Genomic DNA, 23,929 nt, shown 5'->3' on the forward strand with positions numbered 1-23,929 from the left:
CATACTTTTCTTATCCTATCGCTTGAGTATTGCAGCTTGATGTCAAATACTTACAATGAACAAATATATTTTTAGCTACTTTAGGTAATTTATTTTGACTTTAATTCCCACACTTCCCTTCCCTATTAATGGCGTTGTTTTTGCTTGGGCAATGACAACTGATGGAAAGAATTATGAAATCCCATTATTTGATATTGCAGATGCATTAAATAATTCAGATTTATCAGTTTGGTTGCATCTCAATCTATCCAACTCTCAAGTACAGCGCTGGCTTAAAAATACTCCCCTTATCCCAGATCGGGTTGTGGAGATGATCGATGAGGGCGTAACGCGTAGTCGCTTAGAGAGAATTGAAAAGCTAGATGATTGCCTATTGATGGTGATGAATGATTTTGAACAAGAGTTTGGGGATGACCTTAGTAACGGTGACTTAGGCACCCTTTGGGCCATTCTTACCCCACGGCTCATGATCTCCTTACGAAATATCCCACTAAGAACAACTGATCGTTTGCGATCTGATTTACGCTCCGGATTACTCAACCCCCACTCTGCAATTGAACTCTTCCATGAGCTGATTGATTTACGTGCAGAGTATTTGCGTAGCCTCCTCATTAATCTATCCGAAACCATGGATGACTTAGAGGAGCTACTCCTAAAAGGTAAAGAGCTGCCTGAGCATGAATTTTTGGGCAGGATTCGAATTCAATGTAGCCGTCTGAGACGTCAATTCTCACCGGAACTCATTGCCTTACATCGCCTACAAAAACGCCTTCCTTACTGGTTCTCTGAGGACGATAAGTTCCGCCTCAATGAGGACTTAGAATTGCTCTCCTTCCTGGTGCAGGAAATTTCCAATCTATATGATCGCGCCAAAGTATTGCAGGATGAACAAGCTGCTCACGTTGCCGAATTCAATGCAAGAAACCTGCAAGTCTTGTCTGTGATGACCGTCATTTTCTTACCTATGACGCTCTTAACCGGCATTATGGGCATGAATATGGAGGATCTCCCAGGCCTCAAAGAATCCTTTTATATCGTGATGGCATTGATGGCTAGCGCTGGGGCTGCTGTATATATCGCCCTTAAAATCAGAAAAATCATTTAATGCTGAAGCGCTAGATTACTTAAAAAGCTAGCTTTGGGAGCTAGCAACCCAGTGGGGACGGGAATTACCAAGCAAAATTGCCTCCGATCCAGATTAAATGCCCTTCCGGATGCGAAAAAAGCAGTTTTGTCATATTACTTTGCTAGCATTTGTCCGTTCTTATTACTTTTACCCGGATATCCATGAGCCAATATAAATATGAAGATGCTGTAAAACAGCTACAAGAGTCTGGCGCGATTGGCCTACAAGACTTTAAAAATCTGACTTATGAAGACTTAACTGAGCTACTTGAGGAAATAAAGGTGTGGTGCCTGTATGCCAACGGTAAGTTAGATAAATTGCCGAAAGAATCTAAGAAGAAAAAAGAAAAGAAAGATAAGAAGGACAAGAAAGATAAAAAGGACTAAGCAATATTAGTGCCCTTAAGCTGAAATACGCTCCTTAGAAAATCGAAGAGTAAAAGTGCTGCCCTGTCCGGGCATACTAGTAATGATGAGTTGGGCTTGATGGCGGTTTGCAATATGCTTCACAATTGCCAAGCCCAAACCAGTGCCTCCAGTATCCCTAGATCGACTTCTATCCACGCGATAGAAGCGCTCAGTCAATCTAGATAGATGCTCTGATGCAATACCCGGCCCCGTGTCAACGACTGAAAACTCGCCTTCACCACGTTCATTTACACTCCATTGCACCTTAATCGAGGCGGTATCTGGTGTGTAACGAATAGCATTGGAGACTAGATTGCCAAAGGCAGAAAGAATCTCCCGCTCCTCTCCCATCAAGTTATTTGGATTCGAGATCTCAAAGCTCAGGATATGATGGCCTTGAGAAAGTGCCTCTGCATCATTCTTTAACAGTGCCATCAGAGTAGTGATACTGATTTCTTGTGTTGGGGCAGGCAAGGTGTTTGCCTCTAGATTAGCCAAAGTCAATAAGTCTTCCACCAAACTCTTCATTCGCTGAGCCTGAGACATCATCATTTCAAAATATTGACTTTGCTGGGATCTATCCAAGTCGAGCGACTGCATGGTCTCTAAAAAACCCATCAAAACAGTAATTGGCGTTCTCATTTCATGCGAAACGTTTGCTACGAAATCACGTCGCATTGCATCAGCCTTCTGAAGATCAGTTACGTCCTGCACAAGCAAGAGATGTCGTTGATCACCGAATGGGAAAATTTGTAACATCAAACTCAGATTAGAGTTTGACCCCATTCTCTCCATCAACAATGGATCCTCAAAGGCCCTCTTGTATAAATACTGAATAAATTCTGGGCGTCGAATCAAAAAATTAATCTTTTGAAGCGCATCACGCTTGAAACTCAAGCCAAAGAAACGCTCAGCAATGGCATTGCACCACTCAATATGATCTTCACTATCCAGCATCACAATGCCATTAGGAGAAGCCTGAAAAGCCTCAATGAAACGATTGTGCTGCTGCTCAATAGATAATATTTGCTGTTTGAGATTGCGGACTAAGCGCTGAAGGCGAAAAAAGATCTCTTCCCAATACCCACTTGGCAAAGGCATGGATTCGACTGAGTCGGATAAGGTAAATTTTCTTAAACGCGCTAAGTTAATGTAGGAATAAATCAAGGGCACTGCGAGCACAGATATAGCAGCTGCAATCCCCGAAAAGGGGCCTAAATTTGAGGAAGCTATGTACGCCATAAGAAAAGCCAGGCAAATCAGCACAATAAAGCGAGAAATAACGGATAACATTCGACAATCTTAGAGCATCCGCTCTATTGGATCCAAAAACCCAGTTAGGGCATGATTCTAATTAGGTCTGGGTCGGCATCTTGGTAATTCGATAACCGCTTCCACGAACCGTCTCTATGAAGCGATCAGAGTCCGAAGGAGATAGAGCTGCCCTTAACCTCTTGATATGAACATCGACCGTCCGCTCCTCGATATAGACCTCATTCCCCCAAACCTTATCGAGCAAATTTGCCCGAGAGTGAACCCTTTCAGGATTACTCATCAAAAACTGTAATAATCGATATTCGGTGGGACCCAAGGGAATAGATTGAGGCTCCATATTGGGCCAAACAGCCGTCACACGATGAGATAGGGGATCCATTCTCAATGGGCCCACAGCTAAGGGTCCAGCATCTTCTAATGGGGTTTGGCGACGTAAAAGTGCCTTTACGCGTGCGACCAACTCTTTAGGCGAAAAAGGCTTAGTAACGTAATCATCGGCACCAGAGTCTAAGCCGAGGACCTTATCGGACTCATCGCTCTTGGCTGTCAACATCAAGATAGGTAAAGAGCGAGTACGCTCATTTGATCTTAGCTCTTTAGCAAATTGAACACCTGATTTACCAGGGAGCATCCAGTCTAAGATCAAAAGAGAGGGCAGCTGATCTCGCATCATATTCATAGCGAGATCAGTCTGAAGAGCCCTCTCCACTTCATAGCCAGCATGAGTCAGGTTGATTGCAATGAGTTCAGCAATCGAAGGCTCATCCTCAACAACTAATATTCGGTGAGTCATCTGGGGTTCCGCTTAGATGAGTTACGGTTTATTTGCCTCGCGGACTAAATCCTCGTGAGGGATATGGCGAACATCAGAGCCTTTGGCAATGTAAATAACGAATTCAGCAATGTTTTTTGAATGGTCACCAATACGCTCAATTGCCTTAGCAATAGTCAACATATCCAAACCTGTTGAAATCGTATGTGGATCTTCCATCATGTAGGAAATCAGCTTGCGAACAAAGCCCCTGAACTCTTCATCAATTTGGCGATCTTCCTCCACCACTTCTGCAGCAGCAACGGTATCTAACCTTGCAAAAGCATCCAAACTACGGCGCAAGAGAGAGATTGCCATTTGTCCAGATAAACGAATTTCAGCAACGTTAATGTTGTGAATAGCTCCCGACTCAATTAAGCGCTTGGTTCTTTTAGCAACGCGCTCAGCTTCATCGCCAGCACGTTCTAAATTGGTGATTGCTTTCGATACAGCCATGACGAGACGAAGATCTCGCGCAGTAGGCTGACGACGAGCAATAAGTTCAGTGCAAGCTAAGTCAATCTGAATCTCGAGATCATTCACGAGCTTTTCGTTCTGGATAACCACGTCACAGGTATCAATATCCATTTGCGTGAAAGCGCGCATTGCCGTTGAAATCTGAGACTCAACGAGTCCACCCATTTCTAATAAACGGCTAGAAAGTGAATTTAAATCTGCGTCAAACTGTGACGAAAGGTGTTTATCAGGCATGTGCATCTCCAATTAACCGAAACGGCCAGTAATGTAATCTTCTGTTTCTTTACGCTTAGGCTTGATGAAGATTTCATCAGTCTTACCGTACTCAATCAAACTGCCAAGATACATATATGCAGTGTAATCTGATACGCGAGCGGCTTGTTGCATATTATGAGTAACAATCGCAATGGTGTATTCATGCTTGAGCTCATTAATCAGCTCTTCAATCTTACCGGTAGAGATTGGATCCAAGGCAGAGGTTGGCTCATCAAGCAACATAACCGAAGGCTTAACAGCCACACCACGGGCAATACACAAACGCTGCTGTTGACCACCGGAAAGTGATAAACCGCTTTGGTTTAACTTGTCTTTTGCTTCATTCCACAAAGCAGCTTTATTTAAGGCCCACTCTACACGCTCATCCATTTCGGAGCGGGAAAGTTTTTCATAAAGACGTACACCGAAAGCAATGTTTTCATAAATAGACATTGGGAATGGCGTTGGCTTTTGAAAAACCATACCGATTCTTGAGCGCAGTAGATTCACATCTTGATCAGGAGTCAAGATATTCTGGCCATAGAAGTTAATCTCACCCTCGGCACGTTGGCCTGGATAAAGGCTATACATACGATTCAAGGTTCTGAGCAAAGTAGATTTGCCGCAACCGGAAGGACCAATAAAGGCGGTAACTTTACCCTCTTCAATGTCCAAGTTAATATTTTGCAAACCCTGAAAGGATCCGTAGAAAAAGTTTAGGTTACGCACTTCGATTGCATTCTTAACCGCAGCTGGTGCGTTTTGGCTTGTCGTTTCGTTCATTACTGCTCCTTGACCATCGATCTTGTTTAAGTCAAACATTGTTTTCATATCACTCATTATCCCTGGACCTTCTCGCGAAATAGCACTCGAGCTAGGATATTAAAGCCCAGTACAGCAAACGTAATTAGTAGTGCACCACCCCATGCAAGCTCTACCCAATTATCGTAGGGACTCATTGCAAACTGGAAGATCACTACCGGCAAATTCGCCATTGGTGCATTCATATTGGTCGAGAAGAACTGATTATTCAGCGCAGTAAACAATAAAGGTGCTGTTTCACCACTCACCCGTGCTAAGGCCAATAAAATACCAGTCATCACACCGCTTTGCGCCGCTCTTAAAGAAATTTTAAAAGCCACTTTCCATTTCGGTGTACCCAGAGCATAAGCAGCTTCACGCAAGCTGCCTGGAACTAGGCGCAACATATTCTCCGTAGTGCGAACAACAACTGGAACCGCAATTAAAGTCAAAGCAAGCGTACCAGCCCAACCTGAGAAGTGACGCACTTGGGCAACTACGAGCGCATACACAAATAAGCCGATCACAATAGATGGGGCAGATAACATAATGTCAGTAACAAAACGGGTTATCCCGGCCACCTTACTTCTATCCCCATATTCAGAAAGATATAAACCAGCCAGCACACCTATTGGCGTACTGATAAATGTGCAACTGGCAACAATCATGAGACTTCCGAGAATCGCATTGGCCAAACCGCCACCTTCAGAACCCGGCGCTGGCGTGCTTTGCGTAAACAGAGAAATATCGAGGGCAGCAAAACCTTTGAACAGCAGCACACCCAAAATCCAGAATAAAAAGATCATGCCAATAGTCATGGCACCCATAGAAAGGGTTAGCCCGATCTTATTCGCACGTTTGCGTTTCGCAAAAAGGGAGAGATCAATATTGGAAAAATTACTCATGTTTTTAAACCCTGCTTCTTCTCCATACTGTTGAGCATCCACTTAGCCAATGCCAACACAATAAAGGTGATGATGAAAAGCGCCAAACCTAAGGCGAATAAGGAAGATAAATGATTGCCCGCTTCAGCCTCGCCAAACTCATTAGCAAGTGTGGAGGCAATGGAAGTACCTGGCGAAAATAAGGATGGCGATAAACGGTGTGCATTACCGATCACAAAGGTTACAGCCATGGTTTCACCAAGCGCCCTACCTAGACCCAACATCACTCCACCGATCACACCCGCTTTGGTATAAGGCAGCACGACATTCTTGACCACCTCCCAAGTAGTACAACCAATTCCATAGGCAGACTCTTTTAATACTGGCGGAACAATTTCAAATACATCGCGCATGACAGAAGCAATAAACGGCAAAATCATCATTGCTAAAATTAAGCCGGCACTCAGAATGCCAATGCCATTAAATGCACCTGAAAATAGAATACCCAAACCAGGAATCTGACCCAAGGTTCCGCCCAAGGCTGGCTGGACATATTCAGCGAATAAGGGTGCAAAAATAAACAACCCAAACATACCGTAAATAATGGAAGGTACAGCTGCCAGCAACTCCACCGCAGTTCCTAAGGGTCGACGGAGAGAGCTTGGACATAATTCGGTTAGGAAAACCGCAATACCAAAGCTCAGAGGAACGGCAATCAATAAAGCAATGATAGACGTGGCTAAGGTGCCATAGATCGCAATTAGACCGCCAAACTTACCCTGGACGACATCCCATTCTTCGCTAAAGAAAAAACCGATGCCGAAGGTACTCAAAGCGGGCCAAGCGTTAGTGATTAGCGAAATAATAATACCGAGCAAGGTGATTAAGACAGTCAAAGCAAAGAATTGAGTAATTCCATGAAAAAGGAAATCCTGAATACGCTGTACCTTAGCAATGCTAAGCGCCTGTGGCGTCGGAGCTGAGTGAGACTGGGTCGATTCAATCATGATTATGCTTATTTAAATATTGAAACAGCCCCACTTTAGATGGGGCTGTTATTTAGTAATGATTAAGAAATCTTAATCATCCAACCTTACTTAGTAACAACCTTAGAAAATACGTTCTTACGAATGAAATCAGTTGTTACGTCAGGCATTGGAACGTAATCCAACTCTAAGGCCATGTTCTTACCTTCTTTAAATCCAAAGTCAAAGAACTTCATTACTTCGGCAGCATTCGCCTTGTTGTCTGGGTTCTTGTACAAGAGAATGAAGGATGCACCAGTGATTGGCCATGACTTAGCACCAGAAGCATTGGTAATAAATGTACCCATGCCTGGAATCTTTGCCCAATCTGTACCAGCAGCAGCAGCTGCAAAAGTTACATCATCAGGCTGAACATAATTACCATCTTTGTTCTTCAAAGCGATGTGAGTCATTTTGTTTTTCTTGGCATAGGCATACTCAACGTAACCAACTGAGTTCTTCACGCGAGAAACGTTAGCTGCTACACCCTCATTGCCTTTACCACCAACAGATGAAGCGGCTGGCCATTTAACGGAAGCGCCTGCACCAACAGCATCTTTCCAGAGGGTGCTAGTTTTAGCTAAGTAGTCAGTAAAAATCGCTGTTGTACCAGAACCGTCAGCACGGTGAACAACGGTGATTGGGCCAGAAGGGATTTTTACACCAGGGTTCATCAAAGCAATACGCTTATCACCCCAATCAGAAATAACACCTTGGAAAATATCAGCCAAGGTTGGACCATCCAACTTCATCTCTCCAGGCTTTACACCATCCACGTTCATCACTGGCACTACACCGCCGATGATGGCTGGAAACTGAACCATGCCATCTTTTTCTAATTCATCAAATTTAACTGGATTATCAGTTGCACCGAAATCAACGGTCTTTGCTTTGATCTGCTTGATACCACCGGAAGAACCGATAGATTGGTAGTTCAGGTTAGAACCGGTTTTTGCTTTATAGGCTTCAGCCCATTTAGCGTAAATTGGGTATGGAAATGTTGCGCCAGCACCAGTCATGTCGGCTGCGAATGCAGCCGGGGCAAATGAAATCGCGCTAATAAGCAACGCTTTTTTCAAAAATGAGTTCATGTGAATCGTTCCTCAGATAAATTACGCAACATTGCGGTATGAGGACGATACGATGTATGTATGACTCTTTTATGACAAGTATCTAAATCGATATTAATACAATAAAATCAATAACTTATGATTTTGGTACTAGATCGGCAATACTTTTAGCCGCGCTCGTGGCCACATTATTGTCCTGAGCTTCAACCATGACCCGCAGGACCGGTTCTGTGCCGGAAGCGCGGATAAGCACCCTACCCGTACCTTGGAGATCGCTTTCGACTTGGCTTATCTGGGATTTGAGGGCGGTATCGGACTTCCAGTCATATCCGGACTTGAATTTGATATTGAGGAGTACTTGAGGGAAGAGTTTTACAGAGTCTAAGAACTGGACCAAGCCTTTTTTAGCCTGACTCATCGCTGCCAGCACCTGCAATGCGGCAATAATGCCATCACCGGTTGAGTGTTGATCTAAGCAAAGCAGATGACCTGAACCTTCACCACCAATAATCCAACCTTGTTGTTTGAGTAACTCCAAGACATAACGATCACCAACATTAGCGCGCTCAAAACCAATTCCTAAACCTTTAATGGCATTCTCTACTGCTAAGTTCGTCATCAAGGTGCCAACTACTCCACCAATGTCTTGGCCGCGATCAATCCGGTCTTTTGCCAGAACGTATAAAAGTTCATCGCCATTAAATAATCGGCCAGAGGCATCGACCATTTGCAAGCGATCGGCATCACCATCTAATGCAATACCGAGATCTGCGTTAGTTTCTTTTACCTTCGCAATTAATGCGGCTGGGGCTGTTGCGCCAAAGCCATCATTAATGTTGCGACCATCCGGATTTACTCCAATCGAAATGACTTCTGCACCTAACTCATGAAAGACATGAGGGGCGATATGGTACGCAGCACCATGTGCACAATCTACAACCAACTTCATTCCCTTAAGATTGAGCTCTCCAGGAAAAGTCGATTTACAGAACTCAATATAACGACCGGTAGCATCATCAATACGAAATGCTTTACCTAATTCTTTTGAGCTGACACAGCCCATCGGTTTAGTAAGCTCAGCTTCAATAGCCAATTCAAACTCATCACTTAACTTGCCACCTTCTGCAGAGAAGAATTTGATACCGTTATCTTGATAAGGATTGTGTGAAGCAGAAATGACTACACCTGCAGATAAACGCAATGCTTTAGTAAGGTAAGCAACCCCAGGGGTTGGCATTGGGCCACATAGCATGACATCAACACCAGCAGCAGCAAAACCCGCTTCTAAAGCCGCCTCTAATAAGTAACCTGATACACGGGTATCTTTACCAATCAGAATCTTGCAACGCTCTCCAGGCTTTGCCTGGCTACTCAGCACTATGCCTGCAGCATAGCCAAGGCGAGTAATGAACTCCGGAACAATCGGAAATTGCCCTACTTCACCGCGAATGCCGTCAGTGCCAAAGTATTGTTTTTTCATGGGCTTAATTATAAAACTTGTGACCTTTTATCTGGCAAGGTTTATCAAGTAGCTAGCCTTGAATAGCTTCCCAGAGCTTCAAGGAGTCGACAGTCTCCTGAACGTCATGGACGCGAATGATACGAGCCGCTCGATCGGCAGCCAGAATGGCGGCTGCCACACTAGGCGCTACGCGGTCATTAGTGTCGCGACCGGTTAATTTACCCAGCATCGATTTACGTGACATCCCTGCCAGCACCGCATAACCTAACTGTGAGAATTGATCAAAATGGGCCAACATCTTAAGGTTGTGCTCTAGGCTTTTACCAAAGCCAAAACCAGGGTCAATGGCGATTCGGTTTTGAGCGACGCCCTTCTCTTGTAGTAATTGTGAGCGCTCTTGCAAAAACTGTTTTACTTCTTCGATGACGTCTTGATAATCAGGATCAAATTGCATAGTTTGTGGATCGCGCTGCATATGCATGAGGATAAGACCGCACTGCTTATTTGGATTGAGCTGATCACTCTCGATGATGACCTCTACCGCACCCTCTTGTCGCAATGCCCAGATGTCATTGACGCAATCGACTCCAATACTAAGAGCTTGGCGCATGGTCTCGGCTTTATAGGTATCAATTGATAATGCGACACCACAATCTTTTAAAGCTTCTATGACTGGTAAGACGCGATCTAATTCTTCTTGAAGGGAGACGGGTTCAGCACCAGGGCGAGTCGACTCACCACCGATATCAATGAGGTCTGCACCATCGGCGATCATGCGCTCTGCTCGAGCAATAGCATCACTTGGGGTTCTAAACTTGCCGCCATCCGAAAAGGAATCTGGCGTGGCATTCAGAATGCCCATCACTAACGGGCGCTGACGTTTGCTAAAGTCAAAAAGAAAACGCCCGCAACACCATGTTGCGGGCAGAGTTTGCTTACTCACCTTGCTAAGCAGTTGCTGGGGCAGCCCCGGCAGCAGGACCCGGCGTACCAGCAGAGTTACCAAACTGAGTTGCTGGTGGTGGCTTCGGAGCGCGTGGTGGGCGACCTTCCATGATGTCGGTAATCTGCTCAGCATCAATGGTTTCCCATTCAAGCAAAGCAGCAACCATCGCTTCAACCTTGTCACGGTTTTGCTCGAGGATTGATCTTGCCAATGCGTACTGGCTATCCACCAAGGCACGAATCTCTGCATCCACCTTTTGCTGAGTCAACTCTGAAACTGTCTTCGAGCTATTGCGCCCAAAAATACTTTCAGACTCGGTATCGACATAGACCATCGTACCCAGGCTATCACTCATGCCATAACGGGTGACCATATCACGTGCCATTTTGGTAGCACGCTCAAAGTCATTTGAGGCGCCAGTGCTCATTGAATGCAAGAACACTTCTTCAGCAGCACGGCCACCAAACAAAATAGCTAACTCTTCCAACATGCGATCTTTGTATAGGTTCACACGATCAAACTCAGGCAACTGCCATGTCACACCTAAAGCCATGCCGCGCGGCATGATGGTGACCTTATGGACCGGATCTGCCTTAGGCAAGACCTTGGCAACTACCGCATGTCCAGACTCGTGATACGCCGTGTTGCGACGCTCTTCTTCACGCATCACTGCAGACTTGCGCTCAGGACCCATATAAATCTTGTCTTTTGCATCTTCAAAGTCTTTCATATCAACGGCACGCTTATTGCGACGTGCTGCAAATAATGCAGACTCATTAACCAAGTTAGCTAAATCTGCGCCCGAGAAACCAGGGGTGCCGCGTGCCAATACCGCTGCATCCACATCGGGATCAATGGGAACTTTGCGCATATGCACTTGCAAGATTTGCTCACGACCACGAATATCTGGCAAACCAACGTGTACCTGACGATCAAAACGTCCTGGACGCAACAAGGCCTTATCCAATACATCGGAACGGTTAGTAGCTGCAACCACGATGACGCCGCTATTGCTTTCAAAACCATCCATCTCAACTAACATTTGGTTGAGAGTTTGTTCACGCTCATCATTGCCGCCGCCCATACCGGCACCACGATGACGACCAACCGCATCGATCTCATCAATGAAGATGATGCAAGGAGAATTTTTCTTGGCGTTCTCAAACATGTCACGCACGCGTGAGGCGCCAACACCAACAAACATTTCTACAAAGTCTGAACCAGAGATGGAGAAGAACGGCACTTTTGCTTCACCTGCAATCGCACGCGCCAACAAGGTCTTACCAGTACCCGGAGGGCCAACAAGTAATACGCCATGCGGAATGCGACCACCAAGCTTTTGAAACTTTTGCGGATCTTTAAGGAAGTCGACGATCTCGAACACTTCTTCTTTTGCTTCATCGCAACCAGCGACATCAGCAAAAGTAACCGTATTGCTATTCTCATCAATCAAGCGTGCTTTGGATTTGCCGAAGGAGAATGCACCACCCTTACCGCCACCTTGCATCTGACGCATCATGAAGAACCAGAAACCAATAATCAATAAAGTAGGTCCGAGGTAATACAAAGCAGAAACCAACATATTCGGTTCGTCATCTGCTTTACCAGTCACCTGAACACCAAACTTCATCAAGTCGCCAACCATCCAAATATCCCCTGGGGAAATGATTGAATATTTGTTGCCGTCGTTTGGAGTCACTTGCAATGTGCGACCTTGCACGTCCACTCGCTTGACTTTGCCTGCCTTGGCATCGTCCATGAATTGAGAATACGTGACTTGATTCTGGTCCTTTGGCTTGTCGAACTGTTTAAAAACAGTAAACAAGACTAAACCCACAATGAGCCACACGCCGATTTTTTGCAACATATTGCTATTCAAAAGGAGACCTTTGCCGGATTAATCCGGGAGTTAAAGCGGATTGCTATACCTAAGTATTTGATTCTACTACTAGGCTTTTTCAATAGCGAAGAGCTAATTTATTTTATAAACCCCTTCTTTTGGGGGGTTATTTGAGTGATTTAAGGTCTCGGCCGAGCAAAAAGATTTCTGAAGACTTGGCTCTAGAGGCTTTTGGCTTTCTGGAAGCTACTGTTTTAAAGACCTTTTTAAAGGATTCGACGATCTGACTATAGCCGCTGCCGTTAAAGCACTTAATCAATAGAGCCCCATCAGACTTGAGGTGCTGAACCGAAAAATCCAAGGCAATTTCGGCCAAAAAGGCCATTCGGGCAGCATCTGCAACCCCTACTCCGGATAAATTAGGGGCCATATCGGACATCACAAAGTCGACTTTTCCATCTGCATTCGCGGGTAAAAGCGCCTCTAGCGCCTTTAAACCCTCATCCTCACGAAAATCTCCCTGAATAAAGGAAACGTCCGCAATATCCTCCATCGGCAGAATATCGATCGCAATAATGATTCCGTCCGGCTTGCCAGATTCAATATTGGGGTTATTTTTACCAAGTTCAGTCAAGCGATTACGAGCGTACTGAGACCAGCTCCCGGGAGCGCTCCCGAGATCCACAATGGTCATACCCGCCTTGATGAGTCGGTCCTGCTCATCTATTTCGCTCAACTTATAGACTGCTCGTGCGCGATAACCTTCTTTTTGGGCCATCTTCACATACGGATCATTGAGGTGATCCTGCAACCAACTTTTATTAAATTTATTCTTTGCCACAACTTACCCACTTTCGTCGTCTATTTTCCTTGTTTATGCTGTACAAGGCAAAAAGAATCGACTGGAAACATCTTGATATTGACTCATACAAGGCCGAAAGCCCTGTTTTACATGCCCTAATGCTCTATCATCATGCCCATGACAGCACTTACTATTACTCCCGGACAACGCAAATCCCTTAAAGCTGACGCTCATGGGCTCAGCCCAGTCGTCATGGTTGGTGGCGATGGCTTGAGCCCTGCGGTGATTAAAGAGGCTAAATCAGCCATCTCTCATCACGGCTTGATTAAAGTTCGTGTTTTTGACGATGATCGTGAAGCGCGTATTGCTATCTATGAAGAGCTCTGCGACAAACTGGGTGCTGCACCCGTTCAGCACATTGGAAAATTACTGGTGCTCTGGAAGCCGATTGATATTGTCGATGCAGCACTCGTCAATTTGAGCCGATCTAGCAAGCAAACCAAGAAAACATTACAAGCGCCGCGCACTAAGCGCCAACCAAATCGCGTGGTAGCGAAAGCTGGTGTTCGCACTAGCACTTCCGAGAGATCAGATCGACGCTCAGCAGCAAGTAAATCCCCTTTTGAAAGAGTAGCCGCAGTCAAAAACGCTGCCCCCAAGAAACGGGTTCTACGTGCTGATGCTGCTGAATCAAAAATTGGTTGGTCATCTCCGGGTTACCGCAAGGCAGTTGCAGCACCCGCTCCCATCAAGAAACGCAAAGTACGCATGAGCAGCACCAAGAAGAAATCATTGGGCTCTTGATCTTCAGAGGATTAAAAGTGCTGTAGTTAAAAACGTCGCTAGTCGGCGTTTTTTATTGCTTACTTTTTAACTTACTTTTGACTTACTCTTTGATCTATCTCTTTGATCTATCTCTTAGTCAGTCGCCAAGCTAAGAAGATTCCCAAAAGACTTTGCAGCATAAACAGAATGCTGGAGACGCCATGCAGCCTTCCGAACAAGGTGGCTGAGGGGGAGAGCATGACTGGTATGCCTTGAAGGAGGGCATCATCTCGCAAGGTATTCATCCAGGGAATCAAGATAAAGCTAGCTGAGATTGCACACAGCAACATTGCCAACAAGATCCAGCGAATGATCTTGAATTGATTGAGACCGCGATTCACGAGGAGATTGGCTAGAACCATCAGACCAATACACACAATCAAACTAAGATAAGCCTCTAATTTAAAGATGCTGCCAGCAACCATTCCGGCAGCTTGACGATCAGTCATTGTGCTGAAGATAGCTGGGGCGACTAAGTAGCCCACAGTGAGGAGACTACCTACCCATAAACCAGCAATCACAATAAAGAGTCTTTGAGCCACTAGGTGCTTTGGGGTCTCTAAAGTCTGCATATCAGCCCTGCTTTATATTAGATGTAACGAACCGCGAGAATCTCTACTTCGCGATTACCGCCAGGAGCCTGCACTGCAACCACATCGCCCTCTTCTTTGCTAATTAAGGCGCGAGCAATAGGTGAGCTAATCGAGATTTTATTTACCGCAATATCGGCCTCATCATCACCGACAATTTGATAAGTCAGCTTCGTGCCATCTTCTAGGTCTTCAAGATCAACGGTTGCACCGAATACGATACGACCATTCACATCTAAAGTTGCTGGATCAATGATTTGCGCTGCGGATAACTTACCCTCAAGCTCCTGAATCCGACCTTCAATAAAGCCCTGCTTCTCTTTGGCAGCATCGTACTCCGCATTCTCAGAAAGGTCACCTTGAGCACGCGCCTCAGATATGGCATTGATCACAGATGGGCGCTCTACATGCTTTAGGCGATGTAACTCTTCTTTGAGGAGCTCTGCGCCACGTTTAGTAATAGGGATTGTGTTCATGCTTCTTACCTCATGTAATTTAATTGAGAGTCTTGTGTAGATTTTGCAATGAATACACCTCAAGCGACTCTTTGTTGCCATTTTGCGAAGCCAATAAACCGTCCATCACCGCACGTGCCGCACTAATTGTGGTGTAGTAAGTCACATTATTAGCTTGAGCGCTAGTACGAATGGAGCGTGAATCTGCAATTGCGGTTCGCGTCTCATCAACAGTGGTAAATACCAGGGAGATCTCACCATTCTTTATCAAATCAACAATGTGTGGACGACCATCCTTGACCTTGTTAACTACGCGCACTGGTAAGCCAGCCGCCTCAATCGCTGCAGCAGTACCTTTAGTAGCAACCATAGGGAATCCCAGTTGATGCAAAAGCATAGCCACTTCAACTGCTTTAGGTTTATCGCTATCTTTCACAGTTAACAATACAGTGCCACTCTTAGGCAATTTAATTCCGGCACCTAATTGGGATTTGAAGAGCGCTTCACCGAAAGTCTTACCAACACCCATGACCTCACCAGTTGAGCGCATCTCTGGTCCTAAGATCGGATCAATACCTGGGAACTTGTTAAACGGGAATACAGCTTCTTTTACTGAGTAATAAGCTGGCTTTACTTCATTCAGAATGCCCTGCTGCTCCAGAGTTTGACCCACCATGCAGCGAGCTGCAATCTTGGCTAACTGCAATCCCGTTGCTTTTGATACGAATGGCACGGTACGAGAAGCGCGCGGGTTTACCTCGAGCACATAAATGACGTCTTTACCATCGACGTGCTGAATCGCAAACTGCACGTTCATCAAACCCACCACGTTCAGACCTTTAGCCATCGCCGCAGTTTGACGTTTGATTTCTGCAATCGTCTCATCCGATAAGGAGTATGGCGGCAATGAACAAGCAGAGTCGCCTGAGTGAACACCGGCTTGCTCAATGTGCTCCATCACACCGCCGATAAATACCTGCTGACCATCACTAATGCAATCTACATCACACTCAATCGCGTCATTCAAGAAACGATCTAGCAAGACTGGTGAGTCGTGAGAAACCTTGACCGCTTCACGCATATAGCGCTCAAGATCACGGCCATCATGAACGATTTCCATCGCGCGGCCACCCAATACGTAGGAAGGACGTACTACCAATGGGTAACCAATTTCTTCAGCAAGCTTCAGAGCCTCATCTTCTGCACGGGCGGTGCGATTCGGCGGCTGACGCAAATTCAACTCATGTAATAGCTTCTGGAAACGCTCGCGGTCTTCTGCTGCATCAATCATGTCTGGTGATGTACCGATGATTGGTACGCCATTGGCCTCAAGATCCAAAGCCAATTTCAAGGGAGTCTGACCGCCATACTGAACGATGACGCCTTTTGGCTTTTCAATGGCGACGATCTCTAAAACATCTTCTAGTGTCAATGGCTCAAAATATAGACGGTCAGATGTATCGTAGTCAGTAGAAACTGTTTCTGGATTGCAGTTCACCATAATGGTTTCATAACCATCTTCACGCATTGCTAAGGCTGCGTGTACGCAGCAGTAGTCAAACTCAATACCTTGACCGATACGGTTAGGACCGCCGCCCAAAACCATAATTTTGTCTTTAGTACTTGGCTGAGATTCACACTCGCCATGCTCTGCTTCGTAGGTTGAATACAGATACGCCGTGTTCGTAGAGAACTCAGCAGCACAGGTATCTACCCGCTTGTAGACTGGCACTACTTTAAGGCGGTGACGTGCTGCGCGAACGGAAGAAGCATCTACGCCCAATAATTTCGCTAAGCGACGATCTGAGAAACCTTTTTGCTTAATGAAGCGCAACTCAGGCGCTGACAAGCTATCGAGCTTGCGCTGCTTGAGCTCAGTCTCCATGGTGATGAGTTCTTCGATTTGCTCTAAGAACCAAGGGTCAACCTTAGTCTCGTTGTAAACCTCATCCAAGCCCATGCCCATACGGAAAGCGTCTGCTAAATACCAAATGCGGTCTGGGCCTGGCTCACCAATTTCTTGAATGATGTCGTCTAAGTCTGTAGAAACTTCATCAAGACCATCAACACCAACCTCTAAACCGCGTAGCGCTTTTTGGAAAGACTCTTGGAAGGTGCGACCAATGGCCATCACCTCGCCTACAGACTTCATCTGTGTAGTTAAACGAGAATCTGCTTGCGGGAATTTCTCAAAGGCAAAGCGAGGGATCTTCGTGACCACGTAATCGATTGATGGCTCAAAGGATGCTGGAGTAGCGCCACCGGTGATGTCGTTCTTCAGCTCATCTAAGGTGTAGCCTACCGCTAACTTCGCAGCAATCTTGGCGATTGGAAAACCAGTTGCTTTTGAAGCCAAGGCAGATGATCGAGAAACACGGGGGTTCATCTCAATGACGATCATGCGGCCATCAACAGGGTTAATTGAGAACTGCACGTTTGAACCACCAGTATCCACACCAATCTCACGCAAGACGGCAATCGAGGCGTTGCGCAAAATTTGATACTCTTTATCCGTCAAGGTTTGTGCAGGAGCAACCGTGATCGAATCACCGGTATGCACACCCATCGGGTCTAAGTTTTCGATTGAGCACACAATGATGCAGTTATCAGCACGGTCACGCACCACTTCCATCTCGAACTCTTTCCAACCTAGGAGAGACTCTTCAATCAAGAGCTCACGGGTTGGCGATAAATCTAAACCGCGTTTACAAATCTCTTCAAATTCTTCACGGTTGTACGCGATACCACCGCCTGATCCACCCATCGTGAATGAAGGCCGAATGACTACTGGGAAACCTAAACTGTCTGTCTCCTTCTGAATGCGTTGCTGTACTTCATGCGCCTCATCCATGGAGTGCGCAATCCCAGACTTCGCAGAACCCAGACCAATCTTGGTCATCGCATCTTTAAACTTCTGACGGTCTTCCGCTTTATCAATCGCCTCTGGCGAGGCGCCAATCAGTTCGCAACCGTATTTCTCGAGAACACCATGGCGATGTAAATCGAGTGCGCAGTTCAAAGCAGTTTGACCGCCCATCGTTGGCAAAATGGCATCGGGTTTTTCAGTGGCAATAATGCGCTCCACTACTTCCCAAGTAATTGGCTCGATGTATGTCACATCTGCCATCTCAGGATCAGTCATGATGGTGGCAGGGTTGCTGTTCACCAAAATCACTTTGTAACCTTCGTCACGCAACGCTTTACAAGCTTGCGCACCAGAATAATCAAACTCACAGGCTTGTCCAATCACAATTGGACCAGCGCCAATAATCAGGATGCTCTTAATGTCGCTACGCTTAGGCATTATTTGCCTCCCTTATTACCAACAGCGGCAACATTCATGAGCTCCACAAAACGATCAAATAAATAGGCAATATCGTGAGGGCCTGGTGAGGCCTCAGGATGCCCCTGGAAACATAAAGCGGGCTTATCTTTCCAAGCCAAACCTTGTAGTGATCCATCAAATAAAGAAACATGCGTGACACGAATGTTGTCAGGCAAAGTATTGGCATCAACAGCAAAACCATGATTCTGAGAAGTAATTGCTACGCGTCCCGTATCCAAATCTTTTACTGGGTGGTTTGCGCCATGGTGACCAAACTTCATCTTCAAGGTTTTAGCACCAGCAGCTAAGCCCATAATTTGGTGACCCAAGCAAATGCCAAAAGTCGGAATGCCCTTTTCGATAATTTCTTTAGCAGCAGCAATCGCGTAATCACAAGGACCGGGATCTCCAGGGCCATTTGAGAAGAACACACCATCTGGATTCATTGCTAACACTTCGGCGGCGGTAGTTTGCGCAGGAACAATGGTTAACTCACAACCACGCTCAGTAAGCATGCGCAAGATATTGCGCTTCACACCAAAGTCATAGGCAAGGACTTTTTTGATTGGCTTACTGACATCTAAAGAGCGATAGGCAGGTTTGTCATCAGGGCCATGCAGGTCCCATTCAGCTTCACGCCATTGGTGTGGGGTTTTTGTTGTTACCACTTTAGCCAGATCTAAACCAGCCATACCCGGGAAGGCTTTGGCCAACTCTAAGGCCTTCTTGCCTAGGGTCTCTACGTTATCACCCAGCTTGCCAGCCACAATCGCGCCAGACTGAGCGCCCTTATCGCGCAGGATACGAGTGAGCTTGCGGGTATCGATACCAGAGATGCCTACTACCCCTGCTTTTGTGAGGTAGCTATCCAGAGTTTCTTCAGAGCGGAAATTCGAGACACGCTTAGAAAGATCTTTCACAACCAAGCCAGCCGCATGAATCTGATCGGACTCAGCGTCTTGACTATTTACCCCAACGTTGCCGATATGTGGATAAGTTAAGGTAACAATTTGGCGTGAGTAGCTTGGATCAGTGATGATCTCTTGATAGCCAGTAAGTGCGGTATTGAAAACAACTTCGCCGGTAGTTTCGCCAGGGGCGCCAATACTAAGACCTGAAAATATAGTGCCGTCAGCTAAAGCCAACACGGCGGGAGGAAAAGAAGGAAGCAAGGGTGACAAACCATCTCCAGTCCCTGCTCCATCCGACGCTCAACACCCCAAAAAGACCAACCCAGGACTGTTTGTGCGGGAGGTGAGTGTCTTTAAGCGCTAGGGTAATTTATTAAGTTTTGAACCTCTGAATCATACCAGTTTTGCCTATAAACCCTTGGATTCCCAGGCAATTGGGCTTGCAAGGTAATCAGCCCCTGAGTCACACGACCAAGGGGCTTATTTTTGATGCACCAGGCTAGGTTTAAGGCTTTGCGCTTTGCTCGATGATGGTCTTAATTTGAGCTAAAACGGTTTGATCTTCCATCGTGCTGATATCACCAGGATCGCGCCCTTCAGCTATGGCCTGGAGAGCACGGCGAACGATTTTGCCCGAGCGGGTCTTAGGCAAAGCTGTAACTACATAAACTCGACCTGGGCGAGCAATCGCACCTAAAGTAGTGTCTACGGTTTTCATGCACTCTGCCTCTAAGGTGGCAATGTTCGAGGAGTCCCTTGGAATTACAAAGGCGATTGCAGCTTGTCCCTTAAGCTTGTCCTCAATACCCACCACTGCCACTTCAGAGATATTCGGATGACCAGAAATACTTTCTTCGATCTCACGGGTGCCCAAGCGATGACCAGCAACGTTAATCACATCATCGGTTCGACCTAAGATAAAGAAGTAGCCATCCGCATCCTTGATACCCCAGTCAAACGTAGAGTAAATCATCTTGCCAGGGATAGTTTCCCAATAAGTACTCACAAAACGCTTATCGTCACCCCAGACTGTTTGCATGCAGCCTGGAGGTAAAGGACCTTCAATCGCAATCACGCCCTTCCGATCTGGACCCAACTCTTCCGAAGTAGCATCATCCAATAGCTTCATGTTGTAACCGAATGATGGGACACCAGGTGAGCCAAACTTATGTGGCATCACTTCTACGCCACGCTGAATTGCCAACATCGGCCAACCTGTTTCTGTCTGCCAGTAGTTATCTACGATCGGCTTCTTGATCGCATCATGTATCCAGGTTGCCGTTGGCTCATCCAAAGGCTCGCCTGCTAAAAATAAAGCACGCAAGCTCGAGAGATCGTATTTAGTTAAGAAGGCAGGATCTTGTTTCTTGAGAACACGAACTGCAGTTGGTGCAGAGAACATGACTGAGACTTTGTACTTCTCAACCAGTTTCCACCAAATCCCTGCATCAGGACGTAAGGGTGTGCCTTCGTAAAGAATGGTGGCCATGCCATTAATCAATGGTGCGTAAATGATGTAGCTATGACCTACCACCCAACCAATATCTGAGGTACAGAACATGGTCTCACCAGGATTACCGCAGAAGATGTGTTTCATGGTGGAGGCCAAAGCCACTGCGTAACCACCGGTGTCGCGTTGCACACCCTTAGGCTTACCGGTAGTGCCAGAGGTATACAAAATATAGGAGGTGTGGGTTGCATCTACCCACTCAATCGGGACTAAATCATTGAGGTGTTTCTGGCGCTCAGTTGTGTAATTCAAATCGCGACCAGCCACTGCGGTAAACTCAGTCAGGCCACGATTGACGATCAGAACTTTTTCAGGCTTGTAGCTTGCGAGCTTGATGGCCTCATCGAGCAAAGGCTTATATGGGACTGCCTTACCACCACGCGCGCCCGCTTCCGCAGTGACAATCATTTTCGGTTTAGCATCGTCAATGCGTGATGCCAAACTATGCGATGCAAAGCCACCAAACACCACTGAGTGAATTGCACCAATACGTGCACAAGCGAGCATTGCGAAACAGGCCTCAGCAATCATCGGCATGTAAATCAACACGCGATCGCCCTTTTGCACGCCGTTCGCTTTGTAGATGGCAGCAATACGATTAACTTCTTCGTATAGCTCTTTAAATGTATATGCTTTTTCTAGATTAGTTTCTGTTGAAACAGCGACTAGCGCGATTTGGTCGGCGCGATCTTTAAGATGACGGTCAACTGCGTTGTAGCAGAGGTTAGTCAGTCCACCCTCAAACCATTTAGCAAATGGAGGGTTTGCGTAATCCAGAACTTTATTAAATGGTTTTTCCCAATGAATGAGTTTTGCCTGCTCTCCCCAGAATCCATCTGGGTCTTTAATGGAGCGTTCGTGTTCCGACTTGTAGGACATGGTCAACCTAAATGAGTAAATTAAAGTGTCTGGACTTACTGAATCTTGCTAGTTCCCTTGCTAGTGGAAGTTTTGGGAGTCGAGCTAGTTGTATTCGAAGATCCATTTTTCGCAGATTTTGCAAGTCCTGTCGATGCGGATTTATGCTGAGTTGCAGCATTATTTGCAGAAGAATTACCCTTAGTGGCACCTTTTCCAGTCTTTGCCGCTGCGCACTTAGTCCCTTTTGCACAATTTTTAGGCGCTGACTTATCCAAATTGAGACTGCCGTTTTCAGCTAAAGCCACTGAGATATCGCCAGGACGCTGGTGAGTTTTAGGCACTAAAACTGTTGAACCCGCCCGAATTCTCATACCTTTGGGGATGCCATTAACTGTTCTTAAAGTGTCTACATCAACACCAAGCGTTTTTGCGGCTTGGTCGACTGATTCAGTTCTCGTCACTTGTACTGCCGACCAAGAAGATAGTGGCTTAGTGTATTTTTTGAGGTTTTCCTGGAAGACCTCGGCATGGCCAAACGGCAATAAAATTTGCTGATTAGCGTTACTCAAGATGACCGGCTTATTAAATGAGGGGTTCAGACTATGAAACTCGTCCTCCGGAATTTCACTCAGCTTAATTACTAAGGCCACGTCGATATCTGACCCCACATCTACGGCAACAAAGTAGGGATGATTTTCTAGATCCGGAAGAACAATGCCATAGGCTTTGGGATCTAAAACAATCTGCCGGTAGGCCATGAGCTTTGGCACATAGTTGCGGGTCTCATTAGGCATCTTGAGACTCAGGTAATCCGTGGGGAGTCCAGCAGCAAGATTACGTTTTTGCGCTTTTGAGACATTGCCTGCACCCCAGTTATAGGCCGCTAGAGCAAGATCCCAGCTGCCAAATTGTTTGTGTAGACGCTGCAGATAATCTAATGCCGCATCAGTTGATTGCAAGACATCCCTGCGCTCATCTCTAAAGACGTTTTGCGTTAAGCGAAAATCTTTACCAGTTGCAGGCATAAATTGCCACAAGCCCATCGCCTTTGCACTAGATTTGGCATGTGTCACAAATGCACTCTCGACAAACGGAAGCAAAGCGATCTCGGTTGGCATCTTGCGTGCATTCACCTCTTGTACGATATAAAACAGATAGCGTGATGAGCGAGCCATTGAGCGATGAACATAGTCTGGGCGCGCACTGAGCCAACGCACTTGTTCGATCTCCAGCGGCGTATTCATGGGCTCCATCTCAAAACCATCCCGAATCCGAATCCAGAGGTTGCTCGATGGCGCATACAGATCGCTGACAGATTGATTTTTGAGGTTTACCCGCTGCGCGTTAGAGGCCCGCGGATCCTGACGCGTCGGCACATCGGAGGACCAATCTCCAGTGCTAGCACAGCCCGTTAACAATGTAATCAGCAATATCACCGCATAGCGCCACAACATCAGAACCGATCCTTCCACGCCCGAATTACCGCCAATACATGGGCAGGCGTAGGCAGAGATTTTTCGCCGGAGACCTCAAGAGCGGCATCAATCACAGCCTTTTGATCACATCGCATGAATGGATTGACTTGCAATTCTTGTCCGATGGTCGTTGGTAATGTTGGAAGGTGCTGATCGCGCAGAGCCTTAGCAGTTTGAGCCCAAGTAATCAGATTGGCATTATTGGGCTCAACCGCCAGCGCAAAGCGAATATTGGATAAGGTGTATTCATGGGTGCAATACACCAGAGTGTTTTTGGGTAAGGCAATGAACTTCGCGAGAGACTGGCTCATCTGCGTTGGGGTGCCCTCAAACAATCGACCACAGCCAGACGCAAATAAGGTATCACCACAGAACAGCATAGGCTCAACTACATTGGCCTGCATGTTCGCAAAGTAAGCAATGTGACTCAAAGTGTGGCCAGGCACTTCGTAAACCTCCAGGCTCATACGTGGGGCAGCGATTTCAACTTTGTCGCCTTCCATCAGGGCATGTGTACGACCCGGAATATCGATCGCAGCTGGGCCATAAACTGGGATAGTCGAACCAAGGGTATTGAGTAAAGTAACAATGCCACCGGTATGGTCTGCATGGTGATGGGTAATTAAAATACCAGTCAGGGTCAGTTTATTTTGATCAAGATATTGCAGTACGGGGGCAGCATCACCAGGATCGACGATCAAGGCAGACTCGCCATCATGGATACACCAGAGGTAATTGTCATCAAAAGCCGGTATCGGCCAAACTTGCAATAAAGTATTCTTCACCATAGTCCATG

General features: G+C 46.2%; 21 protein-coding genes. 3 read left to right on the forward strand and 18 right to left on the reverse strand.

What is annotated here, in order from left to right; genetic code table 11:
• The first annotated feature begins 94 nt into the window (after positions 1 to 94).
• Both ICN22_RS09500 and ICN22_RS09505 read left to right on the forward strand, forming a co-directional pair.
• Positions 95 to 1,105, forward strand: a complete 1,011-nt coding sequence (locus tag ICN22_RS09500; protein ID WP_255533924.1) for a CorA family divalent cation transporter — start codon at positions 95 to 97, stop codon at positions 1,103 to 1,105.
• Between the two features lie 182 nt (positions 1,106 to 1,287).
• Positions 1,288 to 1,512 carry a hypothetical protein gene (locus ICN22_RS09505; RefSeq protein ID WP_216170541.1) on the forward strand — a complete coding sequence of 75 codons (225 nt, stop codon included), beginning with the start codon at positions 1,288 to 1,290 and terminating at the stop codon, positions 1,510 to 1,512.
• 15 nt (positions 1,513 to 1,527) lie between these two features.
• Here ICN22_RS09505 and phoR read toward each other — a convergent pair whose 3' ends face one another.
• The 11 genes from phoR to ICN22_RS09560 all read right to left on the reverse strand — a co-directional run bounded on the left by phoR (position 1,528) and on the right by ICN22_RS09560 (position 13,220).
• Positions 1,528 to 2,775 carry a phosphate regulon sensor histidine kinase PhoR gene (gene phoR / locus ICN22_RS09510; protein WP_255533925.1) on the reverse strand — a complete coding sequence of 416 codons (1,248 nt, stop codon included), beginning with the start codon at positions 2,773 to 2,775 and terminating at the stop codon, positions 1,528 to 1,530.
• A gap of 112 nt (positions 2,776 to 2,887) precedes the next feature.
• Positions 2,888 to 3,601, reverse strand: a complete 714-nt coding sequence (gene phoB, locus ICN22_RS09515) for a phosphate regulon transcriptional regulator PhoB (protein ID WP_216170545.1) — start codon at positions 3,599 to 3,601, stop codon at positions 2,888 to 2,890.
• 21 nt (positions 3,602 to 3,622) lie between these two features.
• Positions 3,623 to 4,330 carry a phosphate signaling complex protein PhoU gene (gene phoU / locus ICN22_RS09520; protein WP_216170547.1) on the reverse strand — a complete coding sequence of 236 codons (708 nt, stop codon included), beginning with the start codon at positions 4,328 to 4,330 and terminating at the stop codon, positions 3,623 to 3,625.
• A gap of 12 nt (positions 4,331 to 4,342) precedes the next feature.
• On the reverse strand, positions 4,343 to 5,134 hold the full coding sequence (gene pstB / locus ICN22_RS09525; RefSeq protein WP_216170964.1) for a phosphate ABC transporter ATP-binding protein PstB: 792 nt from the start codon (positions 5,132 to 5,134) through the stop codon (positions 4,343 to 4,345).
• A 56-nt stretch (positions 5,135 to 5,190) separates the two neighbouring features.
• The gene (pstA, locus tag ICN22_RS09530) at positions 5,191 to 6,057 is read right to left on the reverse strand and encodes a phosphate ABC transporter permease PstA (RefSeq protein ID WP_216170549.1); all 867 of its coding nucleotides are present in this window, start codon (positions 6,055 to 6,057) and stop codon (positions 5,191 to 5,193) included.
• Positions 6,054 to 7,043, reverse strand: a complete 990-nt coding sequence (gene pstC, locus ICN22_RS09535) for a phosphate ABC transporter permease subunit PstC (protein ID WP_216170551.1) — start codon at positions 7,041 to 7,043, stop codon at positions 6,054 to 6,056. Before pstC ends, pstA begins: the two co-directional genes overlap by 4 nt.
• A gap of 86 nt (positions 7,044 to 7,129) precedes the next feature.
• Entirely contained in the window at positions 7,130 to 8,152 is a 1,023-nt protein-coding gene (gene pstS, locus ICN22_RS09540) for a phosphate ABC transporter substrate-binding protein PstS (protein WP_216170553.1), read from the reverse strand.
• Between the two features lie 115 nt (positions 8,153 to 8,267).
• Entirely contained in the window at positions 8,268 to 9,611 is a 1,344-nt protein-coding gene (gene glmM / locus ICN22_RS09545; RefSeq protein WP_216170555.1) for a phosphoglucosamine mutase, read from the reverse strand.
• Between the two features lie 52 nt (positions 9,612 to 9,663).
• Positions 9,664 to 10,536, reverse strand: coding sequence for a dihydropteroate synthase (gene folP / locus ICN22_RS09550; protein WP_369411588.1), 873 nt, complete (start codon positions 10,534 to 10,536; stop codon positions 9,664 to 9,666).
• 4 nt (positions 10,537 to 10,540) lie between these two features.
• Entirely contained in the window at positions 10,541 to 12,418 is a 1,878-nt protein-coding gene (gene ftsH, locus ICN22_RS09555; RefSeq protein ID WP_216170557.1) for an ATP-dependent zinc metalloprotease FtsH, read from the reverse strand.
• A 127-nt stretch (positions 12,419 to 12,545) separates the two neighbouring features.
• Positions 12,546 to 13,220, reverse strand: a complete 675-nt coding sequence (locus ICN22_RS09560; protein ID WP_216170558.1) for an RlmE family RNA methyltransferase — start codon at positions 13,218 to 13,220, stop codon at positions 12,546 to 12,548.
• Positions 13,221 to 13,358: 138 nt separating this feature from the next.
• Here ICN22_RS09560 and ICN22_RS09565 point away from each other — a divergent pair, with 138 nt between their 5' ends.
• Positions 13,359 to 13,985, forward strand: a complete 627-nt coding sequence (locus ICN22_RS09565) for a YhbY family RNA-binding protein (protein WP_216170560.1) — start codon at positions 13,359 to 13,361, stop codon at positions 13,983 to 13,985.
• A gap of 107 nt (positions 13,986 to 14,092) precedes the next feature.
• Here ICN22_RS09565 and ICN22_RS09570 read toward each other — a convergent pair whose 3' ends face one another.
• The 7 genes from ICN22_RS09570 to gloB form a co-directional block, all read right to left on the reverse strand.
• The gene (locus ICN22_RS09570) at positions 14,093 to 14,578 is read right to left on the reverse strand and encodes a DUF4149 domain-containing protein (protein WP_216170562.1); all 486 of its coding nucleotides are present in this window, start codon (positions 14,576 to 14,578) and stop codon (positions 14,093 to 14,095) included.
• A gap of 17 nt (positions 14,579 to 14,595) precedes the next feature.
• The gene (greA, locus tag ICN22_RS09575) at positions 14,596 to 15,072 is read right to left on the reverse strand and encodes a transcription elongation factor GreA (RefSeq protein WP_215306640.1); all 477 of its coding nucleotides are present in this window, start codon (positions 15,070 to 15,072) and stop codon (positions 14,596 to 14,598) included.
• Positions 15,073 to 15,091: 19 nt separating this feature from the next.
• A complete protein-coding gene (gene carB, locus ICN22_RS09580; RefSeq protein ID WP_216170564.1) occupies positions 15,092 to 18,355 on the reverse strand; it encodes a carbamoyl-phosphate synthase large subunit in 3,264 nt (1,087 codons plus the stop codon).
• Positions 18,355 to 19,548, reverse strand: a complete 1,194-nt coding sequence (gene carA / locus ICN22_RS09585; protein WP_216170968.1) for a glutamine-hydrolyzing carbamoyl-phosphate synthase small subunit — start codon at positions 19,546 to 19,548, stop codon at positions 18,355 to 18,357. The genes carB and carA overlap by 1 nt, the downstream gene beginning before the upstream one ends.
• A gap of 244 nt (positions 19,549 to 19,792) precedes the next feature.
• Complete coding sequence (locus ICN22_RS09590; protein WP_216170566.1) at positions 19,793 to 21,676, reverse strand: propionate--CoA ligase; 1,884 nt, start codon at positions 21,674 to 21,676, stop codon at positions 19,793 to 19,795.
• A 35-nt stretch (positions 21,677 to 21,711) separates the two neighbouring features.
• The gene (locus ICN22_RS09595; RefSeq protein ID WP_216170568.1) at positions 21,712 to 23,112 is read right to left on the reverse strand and encodes a transglycosylase SLT domain-containing protein; all 1,401 of its coding nucleotides are present in this window, start codon (positions 23,110 to 23,112) and stop codon (positions 21,712 to 21,714) included.
• Positions 23,112 to 23,921: a hydroxyacylglutathione hydrolase gene (gene gloB / locus ICN22_RS09600; RefSeq protein WP_216170970.1), complete on the reverse strand. Its 810-nt coding sequence runs from the start codon at positions 23,919 to 23,921 to the stop codon at positions 23,112 to 23,114. Before gloB ends, ICN22_RS09595 begins: the two co-directional genes overlap by 1 nt.
• Positions 23,922 to 23,929 lie beyond the last annotated feature (8 nt).

The organism is Polynucleobacter bastaniensis, assembly GCF_018882205.1.
GTDB lineage: Bacteria > Pseudomonadota > Gammaproteobacteria > Burkholderiales > Burkholderiaceae > Polynucleobacter > Polynucleobacter bastaniensis.